Annotated in this window: 14 protein-coding genes and 1 pseudogene; 11 read left to right on the top strand and 4 right to left on the bottom strand. The window is 50.7% G+C overall.

Going from position 1 to position 23,158, the window contains the following annotated elements; translation table 11 throughout:
- Positions 1 to 39: 39 nt before the first annotated feature.
- Complete coding sequence (locus DWZ03_RS08290; RefSeq protein ID WP_057256600.1) at positions 40 to 1,014, bottom strand: polyprenyl synthetase family protein; 975 nt, start codon at positions 1,012 to 1,014, stop codon at positions 40 to 42.
- An 87-nt stretch (positions 1,015 to 1,101) separates the two neighbouring features.
- On the opposite strand from DWZ03_RS08290, the gene polA reads away from it, so the two are divergent.
- The 3 genes from polA (at position 1,102) to DWZ03_RS08275 (ending at position 5,385) form a co-directional block, all read left to right on the top strand.
- Positions 1,102 to 3,957, top strand: a complete 2,856-nt coding sequence (gene polA / locus DWZ03_RS08285) for a DNA polymerase I (RefSeq protein WP_120129579.1) — start codon at positions 1,102 to 1,104, stop codon at positions 3,955 to 3,957.
- A gap of 278 nt (positions 3,958 to 4,235) precedes the next feature.
- The gene (locus tag DWZ03_RS08280) at positions 4,236 to 4,628 is read left to right on the top strand and encodes a DUF3836 domain-containing protein (protein WP_005826180.1); all 393 of its coding nucleotides are present in this window, start codon (positions 4,236 to 4,238) and stop codon (positions 4,626 to 4,628) included.
- A gap of 133 nt (positions 4,629 to 4,761) precedes the next feature.
- Positions 4,762 to 5,385 (top strand): HD domain-containing protein, encoded by a 624-nt coding sequence (locus tag DWZ03_RS08275; RefSeq protein ID WP_005826183.1) that lies wholly within the window; start codon positions 4,762 to 4,764, stop codon positions 5,383 to 5,385.
- Between the two features lie 270 nt (positions 5,386 to 5,655).
- On the opposite strand, the gene DWZ03_RS08270 is transcribed toward DWZ03_RS08275, so the two are convergent.
- Complete coding sequence (locus tag DWZ03_RS08270; protein WP_120129576.1) at positions 5,656 to 7,272, bottom strand: family 43 glycosylhydrolase; 1,617 nt, start codon at positions 7,270 to 7,272, stop codon at positions 5,656 to 5,658.
- A gap of 339 nt (positions 7,273 to 7,611) precedes the next feature.
- Here DWZ03_RS08270 and ychF point away from each other — a divergent pair, with 339 nt between their 5' ends.
- The 6 genes from ychF to DWZ03_RS08240 all read left to right on the top strand — a co-directional run bounded on the left by ychF (position 7,612) and on the right by DWZ03_RS08240 (position 16,176).
- Positions 7,612 to 8,715: a redox-regulated ATPase YchF gene (gene ychF / locus DWZ03_RS08265; protein WP_120129573.1), complete on the top strand. Its 1,104-nt coding sequence runs from the start codon at positions 7,612 to 7,614 to the stop codon at positions 8,713 to 8,715.
- Positions 8,716 to 8,789: 74 nt separating this feature from the next.
- Positions 8,790 to 9,602 carry a carboxypeptidase-like regulatory domain-containing protein gene (locus DWZ03_RS08260; RefSeq protein WP_120129571.1) on the top strand — a complete coding sequence of 271 codons (813 nt, stop codon included), beginning with the start codon at positions 8,790 to 8,792 and terminating at the stop codon, positions 9,600 to 9,602.
- A 14-nt stretch (positions 9,603 to 9,616) separates the two neighbouring features.
- Positions 9,617 to 10,537: a ketopantoate reductase family protein gene (locus tag DWZ03_RS08255; RefSeq protein ID WP_120129568.1), complete on the top strand. Its 921-nt coding sequence runs from the start codon at positions 9,617 to 9,619 to the stop codon at positions 10,535 to 10,537.
- 86 nt (positions 10,538 to 10,623) lie between these two features.
- Positions 10,624 to 11,526 (top strand): prolipoprotein diacylglyceryl transferase, encoded by a 903-nt coding sequence (lgt, locus tag DWZ03_RS08250; RefSeq protein WP_057087317.1) that lies wholly within the window; start codon positions 10,624 to 10,626, stop codon positions 11,524 to 11,526.
- A gap of 101 nt (positions 11,527 to 11,627) precedes the next feature.
- Complete coding sequence (locus DWZ03_RS08245) at positions 11,628 to 13,964, top strand: alpha-xylosidase (protein ID WP_117749415.1); 2,337 nt, start codon at positions 11,628 to 11,630, stop codon at positions 13,962 to 13,964.
- A 34-nt stretch (positions 13,965 to 13,998) separates the two neighbouring features.
- The gene (locus DWZ03_RS08240) at positions 13,999 to 16,176 is read left to right on the top strand and encodes a glycoside hydrolase family 3 C-terminal domain-containing protein (RefSeq protein WP_120129565.1); all 2,178 of its coding nucleotides are present in this window, start codon (positions 13,999 to 14,001) and stop codon (positions 16,174 to 16,176) included.
- A 167-nt stretch (positions 16,177 to 16,343) separates the two neighbouring features.
- Here the strand turns inward: DWZ03_RS08240 and mutS are convergent, their stop codons facing one another.
- Together mutS and DWZ03_RS08225 are read right to left on the bottom strand one after the other, a co-directional pair.
- On the bottom strand, positions 16,344 to 18,959 hold the full coding sequence (mutS, locus tag DWZ03_RS08235; RefSeq protein ID WP_120129562.1) for a DNA mismatch repair protein MutS: 2,616 nt from the start codon (positions 18,957 to 18,959) through the stop codon (positions 16,344 to 16,346).
- Positions 18,960 to 19,290: 331 nt separating this feature from the next.
- Positions 19,291 to 20,127, bottom strand: coding sequence for an AraC family transcriptional regulator (locus DWZ03_RS08225; protein ID WP_229122383.1), 837 nt, complete (start codon positions 20,125 to 20,127; stop codon positions 19,291 to 19,293).
- 299 nt (positions 20,128 to 20,426) lie between these two features.
- Here DWZ03_RS08225 and DWZ03_RS08220 point away from each other — a divergent pair, with 299 nt between their 5' ends.
- Together DWZ03_RS08220 and DWZ03_RS08215 are read left to right on the top strand one after the other, a co-directional pair.
- On the top strand, positions 20,427 to 21,602 hold the full coding sequence (locus DWZ03_RS08220) for an acyltransferase family protein (RefSeq protein ID WP_057087309.1): 1,176 nt from the start codon (positions 20,427 to 20,429) through the stop codon (positions 21,600 to 21,602).
- Positions 21,603 to 21,790: 188 nt separating this feature from the next.
- Positions 21,791 to 22,970: pseudogene (locus DWZ03_RS08215) on the top strand (glycoside hydrolase family 3 C-terminal domain-containing protein); the annotation flags it as partial.
- Between the last annotated feature and the right edge of the window lie 188 nt (positions 22,971 to 23,158).

Below are 23,158 nucleotides of genomic sequence, written 5' to 3'. Positions count from 1 at the left end.
CATCAGGCTTTTTCATATTATCAACCGAAAACAGTTCTGTTATTTTTCCCGTTCCACCACATAGTCCAGATACCCGGTAAGCGCCGCTTTTACCTCCGTATCGGGCAAAGAAGCCAGCAAAGAAAGGGCCTTTCCCTTATAATCATACATCACTTGCGAAGCATACTCTATGCCACCATACTGCTTGGTAAATTCGATTAAATGGGCTATTTCGCCAGGCGTTGCCTCCCCATTCTTTATCTTTACGGCAATTTCTTCCGCTGTTTTATCCTTCACGGTATTGAGCACATGAAGCGCAGGTAGAGTCAACTTCCCCTCCACCATATCATTTCCGGTAGGTTTGCCTATTTCCTTGCTCTCGGAGTAATCGAAAATATCATCCTTTATCTGAAAACAAAGCCCGATATATTCACCGAACAGACGCGCAGATTCCGCCTTTTCATCGCTGGCTCCCACCGAGAGAGCGCCCGCCTTCGTACAAGCTGCAAAGAGCACGGCCGTCTTCTTGCGGATAACGTCGAAATAGACTTCCTCGGAGAAATGGAGATTGCTGACGTTGGAAAGCTGCAGAAGTTCACCATCTGCCAAATCCTGCCCCAGGCAGGAGACGATGTCGATAATGTCATGGTTACGGGTCATGCCCACTTGCACCAACGCTGTTGCAAGCAGATAATCGCCTGCCAGTACGGCTACTTTATTATTGAAAATGGCATTAACGGAGAGTTGTCCACGGCGTTCAGTACTTTCGTCCACTACATCATCGTGCACAAGGCTGGCATTATGAAGAAGTTCCAACGCAACCGCAGCATGCAGGGTTGCAGGACATACCTTGCCAAAAAGCTTCGCAGCCAGAAGCACCAGAATGGGGCGCATCATCTTCCCGTTCTTCTGCCGGATATGCGCAATTACGCTGTTCAGCAAAAGGTTGGAACTGGAGAGGGTACTTTCAAAAAGCTTCTTGAAGTCCTCCAATTCCTCAGAAATCGGAGATTTTATCAATGATGAGTTGTCCATGCATCGCTATTTGCCTACAAAAATAGTAATAAAACGGTTAATACGGTATTTTTTTGTACTTTTACCATGAAAAAAAGGATTAAATGTATGAATTCAATCGATAAACTGTTTTTGCTCGATGCCTATGCACTGATATATCGAGCCTATTACGCGTTCATCAAGAACCCGAGAATCAATTCAAAAGGATTCAACACTTCGGCCATTCTGGGCTTTGTAAACACCCTGGAAGAAGTGCTCAAAAAAGAGAATCCCACACACATAGGAGTAGCCTTCGACCCGTCGGGCCCCACCTTCCGCCACGAGGCCTACGAGCAATACAAGGCACAGCGCGAGGAGACACCCGAGGCCATCCGCCTTTCCGTACCTATTATAAAGGACATCATCCGCGCCTACCGCATTCCCATCCTCGAAGTATCCGGCTACGAAGCCGACGACGTGATAGGCACGCTCGCCACCGAAGCCGGACGGCAGGGCATCACCACCTATATGATGACTCCCGACAAGGACTACGGGCAACTGGTATCGGACCGCGTCTTCATGTACCGCCCCAAGCACACTGGTGGATTCGAAGTGATGGGTACCGAAGAAGTAAAAACCAAGTTCAACATACAGACCACCGAGCAGGTCATCGACATGCTGGGACTGATGGGCGATGCTTCCGACAACATCCCCGGCTGTCCGGGTGTGGGCGAGAAAACCGCACAGAAACTGATTGCCGAATTCGGCAGTATCGAAAACCTGCTGGAACATACCGACCAGCTGAAAGGCGCACTGAAAACGAAAGTGGAAACCAACCGCGAGATGATAACCTTCTCCAAATTCCTTGCCACCATCAAAACAGATGTTCCCATTCAGCTCGACATGGATTCGCTCGTCCGCGAAGAACCGAACGAAGAGGAACTCCGCAAGATTTTCGAGGAGTTGGAATTCCGCACACTCATCGACCGGGTACTCAAAAAGGGAAGCGGCAATTCGTCCTCCCCTACTCCAACCTCTCCGGTACCCGACCTCTTTGCCGGGACTCTGTTTGCCCAGCCGCAAACCTCCACTCCCGAAAACAGCGCCCCGATTCAAGGCGATTTGTTTGCAAATTTTGCGGGCGAGGGGACGGGCGTTTCTGAAAATTCAAACCTGACGCGGTTAGAAATGCTCGATGTAGACTACCAACTCATTGATACAGAAGATAAAAGAGCAGAAATTATTCAAAAGTTACTTACAAGCGAAATTCTCTCAATAGATACCGAGACTACCGGAACCGAGCCAATGGACGCCGAACTTGTAGGAATGAGCTTCAGCGATGCCGAAAACCGTGCATACTACGTACCCGTTCCCGCCGAACGAGAGGAAGTCTTAAAAATTGTAAACGAGTTCCGTCCCCTCTTCGAAAACGAGAAATCCATGAAGGTGGGACAAAATATCAAGTACGATATGATTATCCTCCAAAATTACGGCGTCCAGGTGAAAGGCAAACTTTTCGACACCATGCTTGCCCACTACGTGCTTCAACCCGAACTGCGACACAACATGGACTATCTGGCGGAAATCTACCTGCACTACCAGACCATCCACATCGATGAGCTAATTGGAGCGCGAGGCAAAAACCAAAAGAACATGCGCGACCTTCCACCCGAAGATGTCTACCGTTATGCCTGCGAGGATGCGGACGTCACCCTCAAACTGAAAAACGTGCTGGAAAAGGAACTGAAGGAGCAAGGTGCCGAACATCTGTTCTACGAAATAGAGATGCCGCTCGTCCCCGTACTTGTTAATATAGAGAGCAACGGAGTGCTGCTCGACACGGAAGCCTTGAAGCAATCGTCCCAACACTTCACCGTCCGTCTGCAGGAGATTGAGAAGGAAATCTACGAGATGGCTGGCGAGACATTCAATATCAGCTCCGCCAAGCAGGTAGGCGAAGTGCTGTTCGACAAGCTGAAAATCGTGGAGAAAGCGAAAAAGACCAAGACCGGACAATACGTCACCTCCGAAGAGGTGCTGCAAAGCTACCGCAGCAAGCACGACATCATCGGGAAGATACTGGAATACCGCGGACTGAAGAAACTGCTGAGCACCTATATAGATGCCCTGCCCCAGCTCATCAACCCACGTACGGGCCGCATACACACCTCCTTCAACCAGGCGGTAACCGCTACCGGACGCCTCAGCTCCAGCAATCCCAACCTGCAGAACATCCCCATCCGCGACGAAGACGGAAAGGAAATCCGCAAGGCGTTCATCCCCGACACCGGCTGCGAGTTCTTCTCTGCCGACTACTCGCAGATAGAGCTGCGCATCATGGCACACCTCAGCGAAGATAAGAACATGATAGACGCCTTCCTCAGCGGACACGACATCCACGCCGCCACCGCTGCCAAGATATATAAGATAGATATAAACGACGTAACCGCCGACATGCGCCGCAAGGCAAAAACGGCAAACTTCGGCATCATCTACGGCATCTCCGTCTTCGGGCTTGCCGAACGCATGGGCGTTTCTCGCCAGGAAGCCAAAGAGCTGATAGACGGCTACTTTGAAACCTACCCACAAGTGAAGGAGTATATGGACAAAAGCATCCAGGTGGCACGCGAGCAGGGCTACGTGGAAACCATCTTCCACCGCAAGCGCTTCCTGCCGGACATCAACTCAAGAAACGGGGTGGTACGGGGCTATGCCGAACGGAATGCCATCAACGCCCCCATCCAGGGAAGTGCCGCCGACATCATAAAAGTAGCGATGGCACACATCTATCAGCGCTTCCAAGCTTACAATCTGAAAGCAAAGATGATTTTACAGGTCCATGACGAACTAAATTTCAGTGTTCCAGAGGCTGAAAAGGAACTTGTACAGAAAATCGTAATCGAAGAGATGGAGCAGGCATATCGCATGCACGTACCTCTGAAAGCCGATTGTGGGTGGGGAAACAACTGGTTGCAGGCACACTAAACCACCCAATAACTTTATTTAACTTACAATCAGAAAGCAACAGAAGCAATCCTTTCGAAATACAGTTTGCTCATCAGAATATCCGGCAACCTCACTGCCGGATATTTTTTATTCACCAATCTTACCAAAAAGAAAGCATACCGAAGCCCTCACTACTGACATATTGATAAAATTTAATCCGATATTTATATTTATGTCAATTTAATACGTACCTTTGCAGCAAAATCAATGACATATTGATAGAAAATAGAAAGTTAAACTAAAAAAGACATAAAACCATGAAAGCAAAAGTATCTTTAAAAACAGTGATTGTTTCAGCACTTCTCTTAGTTTGCGGATTAAATGCCTCAGCCGACAATAAGAGCAACCTCATTTACAATTCGGAAGAAGTAAATGGCATGAAGGTGGCAGAGACCGTATACAAGATGGACGGAAACACGCTTGCCAACTATATGAAGTACAATTATAAGTACGACGACCAGAACCGCATGACGGAAAGCGAAGCCCTGAAATGGAACAGCACCAAGAATACATGGGGCAAGGACATGTGCATCCGCTATGCATACCAAGGCAAGACGATGACTACCACATACTACAAATGGAACAACAAGAAAGGCGAATACATACTGGTTCCCGAGATGACAGTAATCATGGACAACCCTAACATGTAATTGACAAACTCTCTCTTAAAGTAAGAAATCTTATTCCTAACAACAATAACCGAAACCTTTCATAAAAGAGCCGGAATGATTCGCACATTCCGGCTCTTTTATTATATCTTCGCCTCCTAAAAAGGAATGCCACATGATACCCGAGACCCTCATTACCTACATCGAGACAGCAATCATTCCCCGGTACAAGGAGTTTGACAAGGCACACAACCTCTCACACGTCCGCACCGTCATCGAAGAAAGCCTTGCCCTCGCCCGGCAATATCCCGAAGCGGACGAACGCCTGGCATACGTCATTGCCGCCTACCATGACACGGGACTGTGCCGCGACCGCGCCACCCACCACCTTGTCTCCGGCGAGATACTGATGGCGGACTCCACCCTGCGGCAATGGTTCTCCGACACGGAAATCCTCCTCATGAAAGAAGCCGTAGAGGACCACCGGGCCTCTACAGACCACGAACCTCGTAGCATCTACGGCAAGATTGTTGCCGAAGCGGACCGTATCATCGACCCGGACATCACCCTGCGCCGCACCGTGCAGTACGGATTGAAACAGAATCCTGCCGCCGACAAGGAGTGGCACTACCAGCGGTTCCATCAGCATCTCATGGCAAAATATGCACCCGGCGGTTATCTGAAGCTCTGGTTTCCCGAGGGCAAGAATGCGGAACAGCTGAAGAAGCTCCAAGCCATTATCGCAGACGAAGGACAGCTGCGGCAAGTTTTCAACCGAATATTCGAGGAGGAAAAGTAATAGCGGTATCAATGAAGCATATGCCCCATTTCATTTCCGACTATGGAAACGGTTTGTTTCCTATAATGGAACAGAGTGTTCTCTATAAGGAAACAAAGTGTTTCCTATAACGGAACAAATCGTTTTATCCCGTCGAAACAAGTCGTTTCATACAAGAGAAACAATCTGTTCCGACGGGGTGTAACAAAGTGTTCAGTACTGTGAACTAATACAATAGCTCTATTTAGAAGGTCTCACAAGATAAGTATCCGCCTCCATAAGTATAAAGACTTATGGGCGTGCCAACATGAGGAAATCATAAAACTCACAGATGGACTGGCCTTCGGTTTCTGATTCGAAGACAAAGAAGAGCGGCTGCTTTCCCTTATGCAGCTTTGCCGGAATAGAGAGCGGAGCATAAAACTCCCTGCAAGTGCTGCCAGCCTTCACATCCACAAGTCCTATCTCTACACCGCCTTTTGTTGTCCAAGGGCTACCCAGCATGATGCGGATGCGTCCGTCGGTATCTTCAGCCTTCAACCTTAACTGCATCTGCAAAGACTTATCTCGCGGAACGGCATTCATATTCAGGTATTTATATCCTACAATCGACCCACTTGTGTTATTCACCACCGGAGCGAACGGGATTTTGTGGTTGTTATCGCCGGCATAGGGATTATTATCCCGGTACACAGGCCGGATGTAAGACCCCGTGTAGACATAATGGGGATAGACCTCTTTGATTCCTCCGGGATTGGTGTGCCAACAAGCCAGTCCGGCCGAGATGCGCTGCATAGGATTGAGCCCTTCAAGAAGGAAACCCTCAGAGTTGAATTCCCCGCGTGAAATCACGACCTTCCCGCCTTTTCCCTTTTCCACCTTTACATCAATGGCCGACACCATAGCTTGGCGTGCATAGCAATCGGTACCTATCTGGCGATGATAGAACACGTACCATTGCTCACCTATCTTGCAGATACTGCCATGCGTATTTCCACCGGGCATGGCCGAAGCTATCACATTGCCTTTTTCATCATATTCGCGCGCCCGCGCATCGATGATTGTCCCACCATAGGTCCACGGGCCCAAGGGATGCTCGCTGTAGGCATAGGCCAACGTATAGTTGCTGGCGTTTGGCAGGCCATCTTCACCCTCAGCGGTAGTACGGCTATAGATAAACACATACTTATCCTCAATCTTGCGGATAGAAGATGCCTCAAAGAAGCGGAATATACCTTCCTGCCGATAGCCCGAAATCATGTTCTCCACCACTTCGGTACCGGGCTTTACCGTGCACATGGTAGCAGGGTCCAACTCCGCGCCATGCGAAATGCCAAATCCCCAATAACCATACACGCGTCCATCATCGTCAACAAACACTGCGGGGTCGAATCCCAAGCAACCGAAAGTCTCACGAGGACGTTCCTTGTTCCAATTGCATACTGTAAACGGACCATCGGGACGGTCGCTTTTGGCAATCATGGAATTGCGCCCGCCACCTTGATTATTCGGAAAGAGGTAATAAGTTTTCTTACCATCGGCATCGGTAGTTACTGTCACGTCAGGGGCAAAAAGCACGTCGTCGGTCCCATCAGCATTCAGTTTATACAGCTCGGGCGACTCATTGACTTTAAATATCACGCCGTCATATCTCCAACGGGTCAAGTCCTCTACGGGTGCCGACCACACCACTTGGTCACGTCCACAATACATCCACTTGAGATTATCGTGCGAGCCATAAATATAGACACGGTACTTGCCGGGGCAGTCAGGATCCTCAAACACATAGGGCTCACCGTCAGGAATAAACTCCCAAAGCGGCAGATAAGGATTCTGTGCAGATAATGTAAAAGACAGACCGATGAGACATGAGAAAATCATCAGAATTTTTCTTACTTTGTTTTTCATAATTGCATTGATTTATAGAATGATACTTAAATTATAATTGCGACAAAACTATCAATTTATCGTTTCATCGTCATGCTTTTAATGCAAATTAACACGTTCAATACGAATTTCTAAATACCGTTCCGGCGGCTCTCCCATCTCCTCCTTTCTTCGTTGGTGTATGCAAAAATCAGCTATTTTTCAGTAAGTTTGTCCGGTTTGCACTATCTTTGCTTAAAAAAGCGAAGATAGGCTGCACCTCAGCATAAAAAATGAACGAGTTCATTTTATTCTGCATTCGGTTTGCACTATCTTTGCATCCAATTAACTGAACAATAACTAAAAAAACAAGATAACACTATGGCATTAAAAGCTGGTATCGTGGGCCTTCCCAACGTAGGAAAATCCACTCTTTTCAACTGCTTGAGCAGCGCAAAGGCACAAGCGGCAAACTTCCCGTTCTGTACAATCGACGCCCAAATGGGACAAGTGTCCGTACCCGACGAACGACTGACGAAGCTCGCCGAGCTGGTTCACCCGGGGCGTATCGTACCTGCCGTGTGCGACATCGTAGACATTGCCGGACTGGTGAAGGGCGCCAGCAAAGGTGAAGGACTCGGCAACCAGTTCTTGGGCAACATCCGCGAGTGCGACGCCATCATTCACGTGCTGCGCTGCTTCGACAACGGCAACATCGTCCACGTGGACGGTTCGGTGAACCCCGTGCGCGACAAGGAAATCATCGACACAGAGCTGCAACTGAAGGACCTCGACACGGTGGAAAACCGCATCAAGCGTGTAGAGAAGATTGCCAAAGTGGGTGGCGACAAGGCGGCAAAGATAGAGTACGAACTCCTGCTCCGCTACAAGGATGCCCTGGAACAAGGACAAAGCGCCCGCACCGTCATTCCGCAGAACGACGACGAGGAACAATGCGCCAAGCAGATGTTCCTGCTTACTACCAAGCCTGTGCTCTACGTCTGCAACGTGGATGACGTCAGTGCCGCCAGCGGCAACCAGTACGTAGAGCAGGTGCGTGAAGCCATCAAGGGCGAGGATGCGGAACTCATCATCATCTCCGCCCAGACCGAGGCCGACATCGCCGAACTGGAGACATACGAAGAAAAGCAGATGTTCCTCGAAGACCTGGGACTGAAAGAAAGCGGCTGCAACCGTTTGATTAAAACTATCTACAGCCTGCTGAACCTCGAAACCTTCATCACTGCCGGAGAGATGGAAGTAAAGGCATGGACCTATCGCAAGGGATGGAAAGCGCCGCAATGCGCCGGCGTTATCCATACGGATTTCGAGAAAGGGTTTATCCGGGCAGAGGTCATCAAGTATGAGGATTATATCAAGTATGGTAGCGAAGCAGCCGTGCGCGAAGCCGGAAAGTTGGGTGTGGAAGGTAAGGAATACGTGGTGCAGGATGGGGACATCATGCACTTCAGGTTCAATGTGTAATGATATTCATTCCAGATGGCAATGTACTTTCTTTGTACATTGCCATTTTCTAATAAACTCCATACAATAACAATATGAAACAGATTATCTTCCTTTTATTCTTATTGTCCTGTACTGCCGTTTATGCACAACAGCAAGACTCAGTAACCATTCACGGACGGGTGACTGATTACAACGGACAGCCGATAGACAGTGCCAGTGTCTGGTGGCAAAACCCGCAGTTCAATGACATCATAGAAGCCATAACCGACAAAGACGGGCATTACACGGCCCGTATACCCAAAGGGAAATATCAAAGTGCAGCCTCTATTTATCTGCCCTCCTATGCGCACATTGCCATGAAAAGCGGGCTGCCCGAGACTGAACACCGCCTGGAGTTCTGGGCCTGGGATTTCATCGCCGACCGCGACACTACACTCGACATACGTTATCATCGTATGGAAGCTTATGGCCTGCGTGCTTTCTACATCCCCGGAGCCATGCCTACTTATCAGATATACGTCCGTCCCATGAGCTTGACACGTACCTACCAATGGATGAAAGAAACAAAGCCCGAGTCATTGGTACACGGTGAAAACCTGAGTGACATTGAGCAACAAGAACAAAACAAAGAAGCCAGAGAATGCCAGATGGCTCCCCGCCCCGGGCAACTGAAAGTCACCGTCTGGATAGACGGTGAGAAAGTCCCCGTGCTGATGAAGCAGGAAATAAAAGAATATTTCGACAGCAACGAATATGGCAACGCCTATCTATTGACAGTAGACATGCCCAAGCATCCCAAAAAAGACCTTCCCTACCGTATCTTCAAAGTAGAGCTGGAAGACATGGAAAACGGTGACCGGGGCGAAGGGCTTTACTATATGGAAAAGGAAAACTACGTTCAATAAACCATACACAACAAATGGCAAACAGTAATCTGAAATACCTCATAGCAGGTACCGGCGGCGTAGGCGGAAGCATCGCCGCCTTTCTTTCATTATCCGGCAAAGACGTCACTTGCATTGCACGTGGCGAACACCTTGCCGCCATACGCGGGAACGGTCTGCAACTGCACTCCGATTTGAAAGGTGAACATTGTCTGAAAGTGGCGGCATTTACCGCAGAAGAATTCCAAGGCAAAGCGGATGTTATCTTCGTCTGCGTCAAAGGTTATTCCGTAGACTCCATTACGGAACTCATCAAACGTGCCTCACACGAGCGTACAGTGGTAATCCCCATCCTGAATGTTTACGGAACCGGTCCCCGTATCCAGCGGTTGGTCCCCGGCGTCACGGTGCTCGACGGCTGCATCTACATCGTAGGATTCGTATCCGGACGGGGAGAAATCACGCAGATGGGAAAGATTTTCCGGCTCGTCTACGGAGCACACCGCAGCACGATTGTTTCCCGTGAAACATTGGAAGCCGTGCAACGCGATTTGCAGGAAAGCGGCATCAAAGCCGAAATCTCCGACGACATCGACCGGGACACATTCGTCAAGTGGTCCTTCATTTCTGCTATGGCCGTCACCGGAGCCTATTACGACGTACCTATGGGCGAAGTCCAGAAACCGGGCAAAGTGCGCGACACCTTTATCGGACTGTCACAAGAGAGTGCAGCTTTGGGCAGGAAGTTGGGTATAGAATTCAAGGAAGACATCGTGCAGTATAACCTCAAAGTAATAGACAAACTCGCCCCTGAAAGTACCGCCTCCATGCAGAAAGATATGGCCAAAGGGCATCAGAGCGAAGTACAAGGCTTGTTGTTCGACATGATTACGGCTGCAGAGGAACAAGGGATTGAGGTGCCGACGTATAGGATGGTGGCGGAGAAATTCAAATAAACTGCCACGATGAACTGCCAAACGAGATAATTTCATACCTTTGTCCCGAACAACCCCGTAATTCAGTAATTTAATTCTTCATAAATATGTTATCACTACTCACCATCAACTGGAATCCCGACCCCGAACTGTTCAAGTTCTTCGGCATATCCATCCGCTACTACGGACTGTTATGGATTATCGGTCTTGCTCTTGCCTACTTCATCGTGCAACGCCAGTATAGCGACCGCAGAATAGACGAAAAGAAATTCGAACCTCTCTTCTTCTATTGCTTCTTCGGCATACTGATAGGCGCACGACTGGGCCACTGCATATTTTACGACTGGGCCTACTACCAGGACCACTTCGTTGAAATGATTCTCCCCATCAAGCAGACCGCCGCAGGATGGAAGATGACGGGCTACACCGGCCTTGCCAGCCACGGCGGCACGCTGGGCCTGATTATCGCCCTCTGGATGTACTGCCGCAAGACGAAGATGCACTACATGGACGTGCTCGACATGATAGCTGTTGCCACTCCCATCACCGCCTGCTGCATCCGCCTTGCCAACCTGATGAACTCCGAAATCATCGGCAAACCGACCGACGTGCCCTGGGCATTCATCTTTGAACGGGAAGACATGTTGCCCCGCCATCCGGCACAGCTCTACGAAGCCATCGCCTACTTCATTTTCTTCCTGGGGATGGTCTGGCTATACAAACGCGGACAGAAGAAACAAGAGACCAAGCTCGAAACAGACTTCAGCACCACCAAGCGGAAATCAACCGCCGTGCAGGCCGAAGCCTCCCTGCCCTATCACCGCGGTTTCTTCTTCGGACTCTGCCTGACGGAGATTTTCACCTTCCGCTTCTTCATCGAGTTCCTGAAAGAAAACCAGGTGAACTTTGAGGACAGCATGACGCTGAACATGGGCCAGTGGCTCAGTATCCCGTTTGTGATTATCGGGGTGTATTTCATGTGTTTCTACGGGAAGAAAGCTTCCAAATAAACATTTCAGCCCCACATAAGCAACATACCTGCCCCTTTCATCCGTGCAGATTTCTCTACTTTTACGGCATCGAAACAGTAACCGTAAATCATATATTTATCATGAAAGAGAGACAACTGATGAAAGGGGCAGCTTTTATGCTGCTGGCAGCAACTGCCACCCTGCCTGCGCATGCCCAACTGAAAACAAATGCCGGCGTGCAATACCTGCTTTCCCAGTCGAAAGACATGAGCCAGGATTTTCTGGACCTCAGCAACACCTATTTCTTTGCCGACAGCCTGGTATCGTTCGACACCTCTACCGGTAAAGGGACTGTCCAGTGGAAACGCCAGCAACTGATGCCCCGCCAGGCATTCAATGCAAACACCTACCTGCACCAGCCCCTCCAGTCGCTGGACTTCCCGGAGACGGCCTACGACAACAATCCACAACTGACGTTCACCGTCGAACCGGTCAGCGAACGTACCCTCCGCATCCGTATGCTTACCTCGCCCATCGTACCGAAAGAAGATGCCGATGACCCCATGCTCATAGGAAAGCCTGCCGACGGACGCTCCTTCTGGAAAGCCGAGAAGACGGATAAAGGTACGCTGTACACCTCCCGATACGGCAGCCTGCTCATCCAGAACTATCCCTGGCGCCTGGTACTGAAAGACGCCGACGGACGCCTGCTGACACAGACCCGTTGCTGGAGCGACAACGACTCCACGCAGGTCAAGGTACCTCCATTCAGCTTCATCAAGCGCGGCTCGGACAACTCACGCAGCATCAATCCCGTATTCAGCCTCGCGCCGAACGAGAAAATCTACGGTTGCGGCGAGTCCGCCACCGCACTGAACAAGGCCGGGCAGAAGGTCAACCTCTTTGTCACCGACCCGCAGGGCCCCGAAACCCCGGACATGTACAAGCCCATCCCCTTCTTCTTCAGCAACCGTGGCTACGGCATGTTCATGCACACTTCCGCCCCCGTGACCTGCGACTTCGGCTGTTCCTACATCGGAGCCACCAAACTCTTTATGGCAGACGAAGCGATGGACATCTTCATCTTCCTGGGTTCGCCAAAGGAGATGCTGAGCGAATACACCGCACTGGTAGGACGGCCCGAAATGCCCCCCTTGTGGAGCTTCGGCACCTGGATGAGCCGCATCACCTACTTCAGCGAAGCAGAAGGCCGCGATGTAGCCCGGAAACTGCGTGAGAACAAGATACCGAGTGATGTCATCCACTTCGATACCGGCTGGTTCGGCGTGGACTGGCAATGCGACTACGCCTTTGCCGCCGACCGCTTCGACAATCCCCGACAGATGCTCACCGACCTAAGGTCACAAGGCTTCCGCACCTGCCTCTGGCAACTTCCCTACTTCACTCCGAAAAACAAGTTCTTCCCCGAGCTGGTGGAACGCGGTCTGTACGTACGCAACGGCAAGGGACAGCTCCCTTACGAGGACGTGGTGCTGGACTTCACCAACCCCGAAACCGTACAGTGGTATCAAGAGAAGCTCGGCAATCTGATTGAAATGGGTGTAGGCGCCATCAAAGTAGACTTCGGCGAAGGTGCCCCACTGGATGCCATCTATGCCAACGGCCGCAGCGGACTATACGAACACAACCTCTACCCGCTGCGCTACAACAAAACCGTGGCCGACATCATCAAGAAGCTGCACGGCGAAAACATCATCTGGGCACGCTCTGCATGGGCAGGCTCACAACGCTACCCGCTGCACTGGGGCGGTGATGCCGCCACCACCGAAACCGGTTTCGAGGGAACCGTCCGCAGCGGTCTCTCCATCGGATTGAGCGGGTTCTGCTTCTGGAGCAATGACATAGGCGGCTTCGTGACCCAAAGCCCCGAAAGCCTCTACCGCCGCTGGCTGCCCTTCGGCTTCCTCACCAGCCACAGCCGCGTGCACGGAGCACCTCCCACTGAGCCGTGGTACTACGGGAAAGAGTTCACAGACTATTTCCGCCGTTGCGCCGAGTTGAAGTACAAACTGATGCCCTATGTATACGCACAATCCAAAGAGTGCACCGAGAACGGCTGGCCGATGCTCCGCGCCCTACTGCTGGAGTATCCCGACGACCCGGGTGCATGGCTGGTAGAGGACGAGTACATGTTCGGCTCCAATCTCCTCGTGGCCCCCATGCTCGAAGAGGGCAGCGGACGGGATGTCTACCTCCCCGGACGGCAGAAATGGATAGACTACCAAACCGGAAAGGTGTATGCTCCGGGATGGAACCATATCGAGTGCGGCACCCTGCCCATCGTCATTCTTGTAAAGGACGGTTCGGCCATCCCCCATATCCCCGTGGCACAATGCACAGACCAGATGAAATGGGACAAGATTACGTGGAAGAAGTATCTGGCAGACGAAAAGAAAGCTGAAGGATTGCTCTGCCTGCCGCAGGACGGACAGTTACAACGGATATCAATCCCATAACCGGTATATCAAACACATTAAACCCTAATACCCCATGCGAAACAAGTTATTGTTCCTCGCCTTGCCCCTGCTATTCGGCTTACAGGCAAGCGCACAACACACACAAGCCTTTCAAGATACCACGCTCACCGACGAACAGCGCGTGGAACATCTTCTTTCCATCCTGACATTGGATGAAAAGATAAACCTTCTTTCCACCGACCTCGGTGTCCCCCGCTTCAACATTCCCCGTTGCGGACACTACGAAGGACTGCACGGGCTGACCCTCGGCGGGCCTGCCATGTGGGGCGGACGCCAAAGAACGGAAGACGGGAAAGTAGTCCCTACCGACTGCCCCACCACCATATTCCCCCAGTCCTACGGTCTGGGCTCCACATGGGACACCGATTTAGTGCAGAAAGTAGCGGAACAAGCCGCTGAAGAAGCCCGCTACTACATGCAGACCACCGGTAACAAGCGTCATGCCCTCGTGATGCGCGCTCCGAATGCCGACCTTGCCCGCGACCCGCGCTGGGGACGTACCGAGGAGAGTTTCGGAGAAGATGCTTTCCTCACCGCCCAACTCACCATTGCCAGCGTACGCGGCCTGCAAGGCAATCATCCCCGCTACTGGAAAACCGCCTCTCTGATGAAGCATTTCCTTGCCAACAGCAACGAGGACGGACGGGACAGCACTTCCTCCGACTTCGACACGCGCTTGTTCCATGAATACTATGCTTATCCTTTCTATAAAGGCATCACTGAGGGAGGCAGCCGTGCCTTCATGGCCGCCTACAACAGTTGGAACGGCATCCCCATGTCCATCCATCCCTGCCTCGAAGAGATTACCCGCAAGCAGTGGGGCAACAACGGTATCATCTGTACGGACGGCGGTGCCTTGAAACTGCTGATTGAAGCGCACAAGAGTTTTCCGAGCTTTGCGGAGGGTGCTGCTGCCGTAGTAAAAGCCACCACAGGACAATTTCTCGACGCATACGTTCCTTACGTCAAGGAAGCTCTGGAAAAGGGATTACTGACCGAAGTCGACATCGACAAGGCTATCCGCGGGAACATCTTCGTCGCCCTCAAGCTCGGCTTGCTGGACGGGGACAACTCCCGTAACCCTTATCTCTCTATCGGAAAGAACAGTACGGAGACACCGCCTTTCATGACAGCAGAAGCCCGCAGGCTGGCACGGGAAGTCACCGCCAAGTCCGTGGTGTTATTGAAAAACAAAAAACTCCTGCCACTCGATGCCGGAAAGCTGCGTAAAATAGCCGTTATAGGCCCGTATTCGGACAAAATCGTGCAAGATTGGTATAGTGGTACCCCGCCTTACGAAACAACGATTCTGAGTGGCATATGCAATGCTGTGAAAGAAGGAACCGAAATCATCCACGCCGAAGACAACCGCATGGGCCAGGCAGAAAAGGCTGCTGCAGCCGCCGACGTTGCCATCGTGTGTGTAGGAAACCATCCTTACGGCACGCGTGCGGACTGGAAGTTCTCTCCCGTCCCCAGTGACGGCCGCGAAGCCGTGGACCGCAAATCGCTGATGCTGCCCGATGAAGACTTGGTGAAGCTGGTGCTCAAGGCCAATCCCAATACCATACTGGTGCTCGTCAGCAGCTTCCCCTACACCATCAACTGGAGCCAGGAGCACGTGCCTGCCATCGTCCACATCACCCACTGCAGTCAGGAGCAGGGCAACGGACTGGCCGACGTACTCTTCGGCAAGGTGAATCCAGCCGGACGTACCGTACAGACGTGGGTGAAAGACATCACTGACCTGCCCGACATAATGGACTACGACATCCGCAACGGACGCACGTATATGTACCACCAGGGCCCGGTGCTCTATCCTTTCGGCTATGGTCTGAGCTATTCCGACTTTGCATACGAGAAGATTGAATCCGTCAAGCAAGACAAGAAGAACATCCGCGTGACGGTATCAGTGAAGAATACAAGCGGACGCGACGGGGAAGAAGTTGTGCAGCTCTATGCCAGCTATCCGGACTCCAAAGTGGAACGTCCCTCCAAGCAGTTGCGCGCCTTCAAGCGTATCCCCATCAAGGCTGGTGAAAGCCGGGAAGTGACGCTTACCGTTCCCAAGGAGGAGCTCGGCTATTGGAACGAAGAAAAGCAGATGTTCGTTGTAGAACCCGGAACGGTGAAGCTGCTGATAGGGGCTTCATCGGAAGATATACGGTTGGAGGGAAAAGTCAAACTATAAGAAACCAGCCGTGTTTTGAAACAATCCGGATGAGGATGTGTCGAAACTGGTATTCACCACCGATTACACAGATTTACACAGATAAGCATCTTTGATTATCAGTAGATTAAGCTCATTCTGTGTTAATCCGTGTAATCTGTGGTGAATTTTGACACACCCCTATCCGGTTATTTCCCTTTCACTATCCTCTTTATATCATTCAGCTTGTTCAGTGCCTCCAGCGGCGTCAGGTTATTCACATCCAGATTCAGTATCTCATCGCGTATCTGGCACAGCACCGGGTCGTCGAGCTGGAAGAAGCTGAGTTGCATGCCGCCGCGCGTCTCTCCTACTTCCGCCATCGGCTTGTTGGAGATTCCCTGCTGGCGGTTGTCCGTTTCCAGTTGTTTCAGAATGTCATTGGCACGCTTCACGATGCTTTTGGGCATACCTGCCATTTTGGCTACATGGATACCGAAGGAGTGTTCGCTGCCGCCGCGCTCCAATTTGCGCAGGAAGATGACTTTGTTATCTATCTCCTTCACCGAAACGTTGTAATTCTTAATGCGTTTGAAGCTCTTCTCCATTTCATTCAGCTCATGGTAGTGCGTAGCAAACAGAGTGCGTGCTTTTGCCTTGGGATGCTCGTGTATATGCTCCACAATCGCCCAGGCGATGGAAATACCATCATATGTAGAAGTACCGCGCCCCAGCTCGTCGAACAACACCAGGCTGCGGGGAGAAAGGTTGTTCAGGATATCCGCCGCCTCATTCATCTCCACCATAAAGGTAGACTCGCCCACGGAAATATTATCGCTGGCACCCACACGGGTGAATATCTTATCCACCAAACCGATATGGGCACTCTCCGCAGGCACGAAACTACCAATTTGAGCCAGTAGCGTAATCAGTGCCGTCTGTCTCAGCAAAGCAGACTTACCGGCCATATTGGGACCCGTAATGATGATAATCTGCTGCGTCTGGCTGTCCAGCATCACATCGTTGGCAATATACTTCTCACCGATGGGGAGCTGCTTCTCAATAACCGGATGCCGTCCCTGACGGATTTCCAACACATCGTCATCGGCAATGACGGGGCGTATATAGTTGTTCTCGCGCGCTGCTGTGGCAAAGGAGAGCAGACAGTCCAGACGTGCTATCTGGTTCGCATTGATTTGAATGGCAGGAATGAACTCGCTCAATGATTGCACCAATTCTGCATAGAGTTGTGTTTCCAGTACCAGTATCTTGTCCTCCGCACCGAGAATCTTCTCCTCGTACTCCTTCAATTCCTGGGTAATGTAGCGTTCGGCATTGGCAAGGGTCTGCTTGCGTATCCACTCTGCCGGCACTTTGTCCTTATGCGTGTTGCGCACTTCGATGTAATAACCGAAGACATTGTTGTAGCCTATCTTCAAGCTGGGAATCTCCGTCAGCTCACTCTCGCGCTGCTGTATCTGCAACAGATAATCCTTACCGGAGTAGGCTATCTGGCGCAACTCGTCCAACTCGGCACTAACACCGGACTTGATGACACCGCCCTTATTAATCAGCAACGGCGGGTCATTGTCTATCTCCCGGTCTATGCGGTCGCGGATGGACTGGCAGATGTTCAACTGCTCGCCTATATGATTCAAGCTGGCATTATCGGCATCCATGCAAGCCGCTTTGATGGGTTCTATCGCCTGCAAAGCCACCTTCAGCGCCACTACCTCACGCGGAGAGACACGGCCTACCGCCACTTTGGAGATGATGCGCTCCAAGTCACCTATCAAATGCAGTTGCTCCTCTATCAACTCCTTGAAATCGGGCTGGCGGAAGAAGTATTCCACTACATTCAGCCGTTCGTTAATCGGCTGCACGTCCTTCAACGGGAATACCAGCCAGCGTTTCAGCAGGCGGGCACCCATCGGGCTGATGGTCTTGTCTATCACATTCAGCAGACTGCTACCGCCGTCGTTCATCGACCCCATCAGCTCCAGGCTGCGCACTGTGAACTTATCCAGACGGACGTACTTATCCTCCTCGATGCGTGCCAGCGAAGTGACATGCCCTATCTGCGTATGCTGCGTCATGATGAGGTATTGCAGGATAGCTCCCGAAGCGATGATACCGTTCTTGAGATGCTCCACACCGAAACCTTTCAGGTTCTTCACCTCGAAATGCTTCAGCAGCTTCTCGCGGGCGGAAGTCTCGGTAAACACCCAGTCGTCCAGCTCGAAAGTGAAGAACTTGCTGCCGAAGTTCCCTTCGAACATCAACCGCTTGCCACGCTCGAAAAGCACCTCTTTGGGGGCAAAGTTGTTCAGCAACTTGTCCACATAGTCGAAAGGGCCTTCCGCCGTCAGAAATTCGCCCGTAGATATGTCCAGGAAAGCCACACCGCAGGCACCCTTGCCGAAGTGTACGGCAGCCAGAAAGTTGTTCTCCCGGTAGTTCAGCACATTGTCGTTGATGGAGACTCCCGGCGTCACCAGCTCCGTGATGCCCCGCTTTACGAGTTTCTTTGTCAACTTCGGGTCCTCCAACTGGTCGCAGATGGCCACGCGCTTGCCGGCACGTATCAGCTTGGGCAGATAGGTGTCGAGTGCATGATGCGGAAAGCCCGCCATTTCGATGGTTTTCCCCTTGCCGTTGGCACGTTTGGTCAAGGTAATACCGAGGATTTCGGACGCGACGACGGCATCGGTGGAATAGGTTTCATAGAAGTCACCACAACGAAACAGCATGACAGCATCGGGATGCTTTGCCTTCAAGTCGAGGAACTGTTTCATCATCGGGGTAAGGACAATATCTTCGTGCATACAAGTCTTTAATTTTTAATTTCCAGGATTTTGAGCCAAGAGAGCAGAAAATCGTCAAGTAAGGCCCAAAACTTAATGTGACAAAGATAATTCTTTTTTAGAAAACAGCTGCGTAGAGGCTTCAAAACCTTAGCAAGCCTTAACAAAGAGACGTATTTTCCTAAAACATGTTATAAAACAGCCTTTTTTATTTGCTTTATTTGGAGATAAGCAAAAAGTCCGTACCTTTGCAATGTGTTTTTCATAGTATTAGATTTAAGGTTAACAAAGGTTGGAGTACAGCGGTACTCCTTTTTTTATGCCCACACCTTTCGTATCTTCCCCTTTTCCCTTACAAAAAGACATATTCACTCGGCGAAACGCCCTTCATCTTCTTGAAAACCCGGTTGAAATAAGGAACATTGTTGAATCCCACCTGATAGCAGATTTCTGCTACGGATACCTTTTGTTGTTTCAGCAGCCGGCAGGCAAGCTCAATGCGGTATTCATTGAGATAAGTGACGAAAGTCTTCCCCGAGACTTTCTTGAAAAAGATACAGAAAGAAGTGCGGTTCATCCCCACGTGGCGGGCAACGTCATCCAGCGTAATATCCCGCTTGGAGTTACAAACGACGTAGACTTGTATCCTATTCATTCGCTCCCGTTCCGGGTCCATCTTCTGATACTGCCCCACCACACTCTCTTCCTCGCTCCCGGCAAGAATAAGCAGCAGTTTTATCATCAGCGGGATGCGTTCAGCCCTCCCCAAAGGACGCATCTCCTCGAGGACAGAAGCAATAGCCGCCGACTTTTCCTTCCCGAACTTCACGGCATCCCTTTTCCGTTTCAGCTTCTCCGTACATTCCTGCAGCTCAGGGAAAGCAACACAGCAGTTGTCAAGAAATTCCCGGCCAAAAGTTATCGTGATATTGGCAATACGCCCCTGCGCATCTGTCACATCATTCTCGAAATACCAGCAATGCGGTATCTCCGGAGGAACTATCACTACTTCCCCACTCCCGAAAGGTTCAGTACGGTCACCTATCAGCCGCATGCCTGAGCCTACGATGATATACGACAACTCCCACGTTGCCTGCTCATGCAGACCTATCTGCTCGCCGGGAGCCAGGCATACATCGTCGAAGGTAAAAGAAGTGTTTTCCGGCCGAGGCACTGCATTATCATTCATAATTTGGGTAAAATATCTCCCTGAAGGGGAGTAAATGCAAATATAAGACAATCCTAATAAACAATAAGAGAAATGCCCGGAGAAATTGCAGACTAACTTTGCCCGCGAAATAAAGTTATGCCGGGAATCCGGATTGTCTGAGGATATGTCAAAATACACACTCACCACAGATTACACAGATTAACACCGATAAAAGTTCTTGATTATCAGAGCTCCTAAAATAATCTGTGTAATCTGTGGTGAGTCATGACACGTCCGCATTTTAGAAGAATATTAATCTAACAACAAACATAATTCCAATGAAGACAACAACTTATTTAGCATCCAAGCCGCGTTACGAAATACTGGACGGGCTTCGCGGCGTAGCCGCAATAATCGTGGTAGCTTTCCATCTTTTTGAAACCTATTCCGCAGGGCCTGCCCACCAGATTTTGAACCACGGCTACTTGGCCGTGGACTTCTTCTTCGTACTCTCCGGCTTCGTCATCGGTTATGCCTACGACGACCGCTGGGACCGTATGACAACGTGGGACTTCTTCAAGCGACGCTTGGTACGCCTGCACCCCATGGTGATTATGGGTACACTCCTCGGCGCCTCCCTATTCTACTTCAGTGCCTGCTCCGCCTTCCCGATGGTGATGCAGACACCGTGGTGGAACGTGCTGCTGATGACACTCCTGGGCTGCCTTATGTTCCCCACCCCCACTTCATGGGACATCCGGGGCTGGTGGGAGACAAACGCGTTGAACGGCCCCACCTGGTCGCTGATGTGGGAATATATTGCCAATGTGCTCTATGCCCTATTCATCCGCCGCTTCTCCAAACTGGCACTGGGCATATTCGTCGGACTCTCTGCCTGCCTTACGCTCGACGTCACGCTCAACATAGATACCTTTGGGCTTCTTTCATCGCGGGGAGAAGCCGCCTACACCCTCATCGGCGGCTGGAGCCTGACACCCGGCCAGCTCTATATAGGCATTTCACGCCTGCTCTATCCCTTCTTCATGGGTCTGCTGTTGTCTCGCATAGGCAAGCTGGTGAAGGTGAAGAGAGGATTCTACTGGTGTTCCCTGCTGGTGACTGTTATCCTCGTGATGCCGCGCATCGGAGGCGAGACCAGCCAATGGATGAACGGCGTCTACGAAGCCGTAAGCGTGCTCGCCCTCTTTCCGCTGATAGTGGCTATGGGAGCAGGCAGCAACGTCACGGGCAAGCGTTCCGTAGCCCTCTGCAAATTCCTGGGCGAACTATCCTATCCGCTGTACATCACACACTTCCCGCTGATATACATGCAGATAGCCTGGGCACGGAATAACCCCGACGCACCGGCAGGAATGCACTTGTTCATTGCCGTATCCGTCTTTGTACTCTCCATTGCCATTGCATACGCTTGCCTCAAACTGTATGACGAACCGGTACGCGAGTGGCTGAAACAACACTGGTTGATGAAGAAGAATACCAAAACATCCAAATGATTGTTGAACCCAAATACACACTACCATGAATAGAATAAAATCTTTCTTGTTGGCAAGCATGTTTCTCCTGCCAACAATGGCGCAGCAAGCAGCTGCTCCAGCTATTCCACAAGACAAAAAAATAGAGCAGAAAGTGGAAGCCCTACTGAAAAAAATGACCCTTGAAGAGAAAATAGGCCATGAGAGAAATCGGCATACCCTGCATCTATGGACTAGACCAAAATCACGGGACAACCTACACAATGGGTGGAACGCTCTTTCCTCTAAAGCATTATATGGGCTACAGCGTCCCCTTCACCGGAAAAGACCGTACACCGGTATACATCTCGGCTCAAGACCTTCGTGAGAAACACTTTGCTCCTTTCCTGGCTTGTGTAAAAGCAGGAGCATTATCCGTCATGGCAAATTCGTGTTCTGTCAACGGATTGCCCGTACACGCCAATTACAAACTCTTGACCTAATGGCTGAAAGAAGAACTGAACTGGGATGGAGTACTTGTCACGGACTGGGCTGACATCAACAACCTCTGGCGCCGCGAAAAAGTGGCAGCCGACAAGAAAGAAGCCATCAAAATCGCCATCAACGCAGGTATCGACATGGCCATGGAACCTTATGAATGGGATTTCTGTACACTGCTGAAAGAACTTGTACACGAAGGCGAAGTACCAAGCCGCATTAATGACGCCACCCGGCGTCACCTACAATGAAAAAGGGGCTTATTGGGCCGAAAACAAGCCGGAAATCGAAAAAGCCGTGAAAGCAGCCACAGAAGTCGATTACATCATCGCCTGCATCGGTGAAAATTCTTATTGTGAAACTCCCGGCAACCTGACTGACCTGACCCTCTCGCGCAATCAGCTCGATTTAGTAAAAGCACTGTCTGCTACGGGAAAACCCGTCATCCTTATACTGAATGAAGGCCGTCCCCGCCTCATCAATGAAATAGAGCCGATGGCAAAGGCCGTAGTAGACATCATTCTGCCGGGAAACTACGGAGGAGACACCCTTGCCAACCTGCTCAGCGGTGATGAAAACTTCAGTGGAAAGCTGCCCTTCACCTATCCGAAAGAAATCAACTCACTCATCAACTACGACTACAAGGTGAGCGAGGAAGTGGAAAAAATGGAAGGGGCCTACGACTATGACGCGGTTGTATCCGTGCAATGGGCTTTTGGGTACGGACTAAGCTATACCAGCTTCAGCTATAGCAATCTGAAAGTAAACAAGGCAAACTTCACAGCCGATGACGAGCTTATCTTCACTGTGGACGTAAAAAATACAGGAAGCCGTGCCGGCAAAGAAAGTGTTCTCCTTTTCAACAGTGCCCTCATAGCTTCAATGACCCCCGACAGCCGTCGCCTGCGAGCTCCCAATCGGTAGTCTATATTGCCAGTCTCCCATTTACTACATTCCCTATTTAAGCAACAATTCCTGCAATACTGCATTTTAAATTCTTGCTTACTAAAACTTATTCGTCCGACAGCCGTTGAATTATCGTCCGACAGTTGTCGGACGAATCTGCAACAGCTGTCGGACGATAATTCAACAAGTATCGG

It is taken from the genome of Bacteroides sp. AF29-11 (assembly GCF_003602895.1).
Lineage (GTDB): Bacteria > Bacteroidota > Bacteroidia > Bacteroidales > Bacteroidaceae > Bacteroides > Bacteroides uniformis.
Note: the sequence above shows the minus strand (reverse complement) of the source record. Positions and strands in the feature narration are given on the sequence as shown.